Here is a 3,430-nt window from a genome sequence, read left to right on the forward strand (position 1 = left end):
GAGGATGAACCTTAGCCGGTCTTTTTGGCGTAAAAGAGAGAGAAATATACTGGAAATATTTAACATAGAAAATTAAGGCAAAATGTTATTATATGGTATTGTTAAAAAATTTACTCCTCATGGCTGCTATCCTCTCTGTTATTTTGCTTACCAGCTCAGCAGACACTTCTACTCCGCACAGTTCCTTGAAAGGTAGCTACTAAATCTTGACACGGGCAGTGTTGCATTTAATATTGCAATTTAGAGATTTAAGACGATCGTTCAAAACTCCCCCAGAAACCACCATCTCCTGCTACCAGCAGATATTCCCCATCAAATATATAATCATCTATCCAATCAACTTGTCCATTAGCACCATAGTAGGGATATAGCTTTTTTGCTTTTGCCTTTCGTCTTTCTCTTTCTTTACTATTTACGGGTACTCTTAAATTATCATAAATTTCCGCCACCCTTCCCAGTCTCACGACCTTCCAGCTCTCTGGCAGATTTTCAAAGTTCATGGTTCCATCCCTCTTTCTCCATTAATTGCTTAATCTGCTCCATAAACCATGGGATGTCTTCCTTAACGGTTTTCCATACAATTTTGTAATTTACTCCAAAATACTCATGGATAAGTTTGTCTCGCATTCCTGCTATTTCTTTCCACGGAATTTCAGAATATCTTTCTCTGAAATCCTGAGGGATGTTTTTCACCGCTTCACCGATTATTTCCAGACTCCTGACAAAAGCCCGCATCAACACAGGGTCATTAACAAACTCCTCATACTCTAAGCCCTCAGACTTTTCTATAAGAAACTTACACTCCTGTAAAATGTGTTTAAGATAAGGTTCAACCTTTTTCATGGTAATACCTCAACTTCCCTTACGTAAGGTTTTATAAATGGACTTATCGCTTCTTCTGTTAGTAAATCCACTTTTACACCAACCATCTTTCCAAGCTCTTCTTCAATCCGCACAAGTTCAATAAGAGAAGGTGTTTTTTCAAAAACAACTATCAAATCAAGATCGCTTGTTTCCCTTTGTTTTCCTTCCGTATAAGAGCCAAAAATTCTTATGTTCTTTATTCCATATTTTTCTGCCACTTCTTTGCCGTGTGCTTTTAAAACTTTTATAATATCCTCTAATGTTTTCACTTGCTGTTCATTTCTTTTTAATCGGTGTAATTCTTTCATATTTTCACCACCTATAGGTTCTTTAAGTTTTCTTATCCCCTCCAATATTTCCTCCTGTTTGGAAATAAGCTCTTCTATAAGCGTTAACGGATCTTCGTATTCTAAATAATGGTGCATAACAGTTGGCGTTTAGATAATAGTCATTCTCCCTTATTGTTTTAATTTCAATAACAAAGTACTTTTGCTTATCAGGTTCTGAACCTATTCTAAACCACTTATCTGAAATTATCCCTTTTTATTTCCATATTATTCTTTTCTTTAAAGCCTCTGGTAGATTATTCTTATATTGGTTTCCTTGCTGCTCCCAAGTCAAAGCCATTATTTTCAATTTATATAATACCATATCTTTTAATATAATACACATATCTTTTTGTGATCCTCAGATCATTTCCATTTTTTCGCTTCTTAAAGAAAAGCAAAGATGTTTTGGAGCAGTATATAGCTGAAACACTCCTGAAGTTGACACTCCTCATCTAGAGCCGTGGAATTTCTGAAAAAAACAACTCATCGGCTGTTTAATAAGCCTTATAGACAATCCGGAGGCTGTCAGCATCTATTATACCCCTTTCTCGCCCTGCAGCTGTGATTTCAGATATTCTGCAAATTTCTGCTCAAGCAGTGCGTTTACCTTTTTTTCATATTCGCTCCTGACGGCAAGCACTGCGCAATCTTTTTCCAGCCTGGCTTTCTCCAGTTCAGTTTCTTTTTCTTGTTTAGCCCATTCTAGTTGCTCCGTTGTTTCTTTGATTTTCGCTGCAAGATATTTGTTCTCTTCTGTTATGCGTGCCAACTCTCGCCGCAAACTCTCGTTTTCTTCTGCGTATATAGTAAGTTTTTTGACTTCAGCCTGCAGTGCGCTGTTCTTTTCTTTATACTCATTCACAAGACTTTTTAAAGTAGTGTTCATTTCAGCTGCAGCGGCCAGCTTTTTCTCTATCTCTTGTTTTGCCGCAATAAGTATCTTTTTCTCTTCCTCCAGCTCCTGCACTGCTTTTTGAAGTTCCTGCAGCTGGACTTTATATTTATCCAGCTCTGCTTCTTTTTCTGCCAGACGGCTCTGCCATTCTTTCTGCGTTAGCTCGCCCTCTATTTTTATCCGCTCTACCAGGTTGACAAATATGGCGCTAATGCGTCTGGTCAGTTCCTGTAGTTCGCGTATGTCGGACTCCGCTGTTGGCAGTACCTCTCGTGCTTTGTTCAGCACATATATATGCACCATATCGGCTATAAGATCCTTGGAAGTCATGCCTGTTTTTTCTAACAGCTGCGATATTTTTTCCTTCAGTTCCGCCGATATCCTCACACTCCATGTGGTATCCGTCATCATATACGAGCGCAGAAGACTCTATTTTGAAGAAGATGGAGAGAGATGCGCTCTTCCCTCCTTTCTAACAGTGGTTTCCCAGCCTTTGGGATTACATGCACCATATGCGGCTGAGGCTAGTCAACCAGGACTTGCTCACAAGCCCCGCTTCTTTAAGCGGTAGGTAGTTAACAAACTCTCGTCCCTTTCTTTGTTGTTTGGTATTATTATATCATACGGCCTCAAAATGTAAACATATATTAGTCAAGGATTAACAAATTGTTTACATGGTTTACTTATGTTTACATCTCACGGTCGGTCATTCCCCCTTTTAATTAAAAAGATTCAAAAAGGCTTTCCAATTCTTCCGCCGAATATTCGTGCTGTTCAAAATTATTAAAGCTGCTGCGTGTACGAGTTGCATCTGTACGTTTCCCCTTCGGTGGCTGTACATTGTTCCTGGCTATGTAAAACAAAAGCCCAACAGGGTTTTGTATATCGTTTGCCGTAAGTATGACACGGCTTATCTCACCGTAAACTTTTAGTGCGTGTTCAAGCTTTACATCAGCCCCTGGTTCCTTTAAAAACTCCTTCAAAAACTCTTCAACCACTACCTCTCCGGTCACTTCTTCAATTTTTTGTTTAAAGTACTTTATTTTTTCATCGATTTTATAGTCTGCTGATGTGTTTTTCTTTTTTCGGTCCTTTTTTACAACAACAACATTTTTGTCAGTATTAGGCACGTTTTCTTTACGTGCCTTACCCTCTTTTAAGCAGTTGTACTCTTTAATGTTGTTGTTAAAATTATTATTAATATCACTGTTATTATTAACCGAGTCTCCGCATGTCAAAAACAGGTAATTAAATTACATATATTACCAAAAGGATTTTTGGATTTTTTGTCGAATATATATCCCCTGTAGAAAGATGCAGGGGTGATTGTGAATGGATATAA

The 3,430-nt window shown here is 38.1% G+C and carries 5 protein-coding genes; all 5 read right to left on the bottom strand.

Translation table 11 applies throughout. From position 1 onward, the window contains the following. Window positions 1-248: 248 nt before the first annotated feature. The gene (locus KVG29_RS12245) at window positions 249-500 is read right to left on the bottom strand and encodes a restriction endonuclease subunit S domain-containing protein (RefSeq protein WP_252228707.1); all 252 of its coding nucleotides are present in this window, start codon (window positions 498-500) and stop codon (window positions 249-251) included. Then, entirely contained in the window at window positions 490-843 is a 354-nt protein-coding gene (locus tag KVG29_RS12250) for a HepT-like ribonuclease domain-containing protein (protein WP_252228708.1), read from the bottom strand. The genes KVG29_RS12245 and KVG29_RS12250 overlap by 11 nt, the downstream gene beginning before the upstream one ends. Further along, complete coding sequence (locus KVG29_RS12255) at window positions 840-1,289, bottom strand: nucleotidyltransferase family protein (protein ID WP_252228709.1); 450 nt, start codon at window positions 1,287-1,289, stop codon at window positions 840-842. Before KVG29_RS12255 ends, KVG29_RS12250 begins: the two co-directional genes overlap by 4 nt. A 439-nt stretch (window positions 1,290-1,728) precedes the next feature. Continuing rightward, the gene (locus tag KVG29_RS12260; protein ID WP_252228710.1) at window positions 1,729-2,499 is read right to left on the bottom strand and encodes a coiled-coil domain-containing protein; all 771 of its coding nucleotides are present in this window, start codon (window positions 2,497-2,499) and stop codon (window positions 1,729-1,731) included. Between the two features lie 311 nt (window positions 2,500-2,810). Continuing rightward, window positions 2,811-3,218 (bottom strand): hypothetical protein, encoded by a 408-nt coding sequence (locus KVG29_RS12265; RefSeq protein WP_252228711.1) that lies wholly within the window; start codon window positions 3,216-3,218, stop codon window positions 2,811-2,813. Between the last annotated feature and the right edge of the window lie 212 nt (window positions 3,219-3,430).

This window comes from Caldicoprobacter algeriensis (genome assembly GCF_023838525.1).
GTDB classification, from domain to species: domain Bacteria; phylum Bacillota; class Clostridia; order Caldicoprobacterales; family Caldicoprobacteraceae; genus Caldicoprobacter; species Caldicoprobacter algeriensis.